Source organism: Xenophilus arseniciresistens, assembly GCF_028023875.1.
Lineage (GTDB): Bacteria > Pseudomonadota > Gammaproteobacteria > Burkholderiales > Burkholderiaceae_C > Xenophilus > Xenophilus arseniciresistens.
Genome location: NZ_JAQIPB010000021.1, coordinates 1 through 1,190, shown reverse-complemented (window position 1 = coordinate 1,190; position 1,190 = coordinate 1). Strand labels below are relative to the sequence as shown.

Below are 1,190 nucleotides of genomic sequence, written 5' to 3'. Positions count from 1 at the left end.
CTGAGTAACCGTCTTCCGAGTCAAGCGCCGTGAAGCGATTTGTCCCAAGGTTTTCCGGACCGGACCATGGCATTGAGCGTGGTCAGCAGCTTGCGCATGCAAGCCACCAGGGCGACCTTGGGCAGCTTGCCCGCGGCCTTAAGGCGCTCGTAGAAGGCCTTGATCGCCGGGTTGTAGCGCGCCGCTGTCAGCGTGGCCATGTACAACACACGCCGGATCTCAAAGCGTCCACCCTGCACACGGCGCCGGCCTTTGCTGCTGCCCGAGTCGTTGGCCATCGGCGCCACGCCCACCAGCGCAGCGATCTCTCGCCGGTTGAGCCTGCCCAGCTCGGGCAATTCGGCAATCAGCGTTGCACTGGCCACCGGGCCAATTCCTGCAGTGGACTGCAGCAAGGCGTCCAGGTCCCCAAAGTGCTCACGCACGTGGGTGAGCATCTGCACTTCAATCTCGTCGAGCTGCGCCTTGATCGCCGCCACGATGGCCTCGATGCTGGCATGCAGCTTCTTGGGTGTGATCTGCAGCCGCTGGCGCTCCGAGTGCATCATGCTCAGCAGTTGGCGCCTGCGCGTGACCAGAGCCGCCAGCCACTGCTGGCGCTCGTCGGCCAGCGGACGAACAAAGCGGTCCAGGTCTTCGCGGCGCACCAGCACCGAGCCCAGCTCGGCCAGCATGCGCGCATCCACTGCGTCGGTCTTGGCCAGGCGTCCCATGGACTTGGCAAAGTCGCGTGCCTGGCGCGGGTTGACCACCGCCACCGGCAAGCCCACCGCTTGCAGCGCGCAGGCCAGCGCCGCCTCGTAGCCGCCGGTGGCTTCCATCACCACCAGGCCGACCCCCAGGGGTTGCAGGCTCGCAGCCAGCGCCGAATGGCCTTCGGCATCGTTGCTCAACCGCTGGGCATCGCTCTTGGCGCCCAGCACAAAGACATCCACGTGTGCCTTGGCCACGTCGATGCCCACCGTCACTGACGAAACAGACATGATCTCCAGATCCCTTGCTTGTGCATGCGCACTCATCGAAGGCGCGCGTAACCGTTCGGGCTTCACGAAGACCAGCGCGGTGGCCGTGCGTTCTGTACTCAGAGACGGGCTCGATCACCCCAGCGCTTACCAAACTGCACGGGCCGGTCTGGCCGCCTCAACGGCGTTCAGACTCTACCGCGCTGGTCAGGTTTAAAGATACAAGCG

Annotated in this window: 1 protein-coding gene; it reads right to left on the bottom strand. The window is 64.9% G+C overall.

The features are described 5' to 3' along the window. Positions 1-20: 20 nt before the first annotated feature. On the bottom strand, positions 21-983 hold the full coding sequence (locus PGB34_RS23025) for an IS110 family RNA-guided transposase (RefSeq protein ID WP_408647941.1): 963 nt from the start codon (positions 981-983) through the stop codon (positions 21-23). Between the last annotated feature and the right edge of the window lie 207 nt (positions 984-1,190).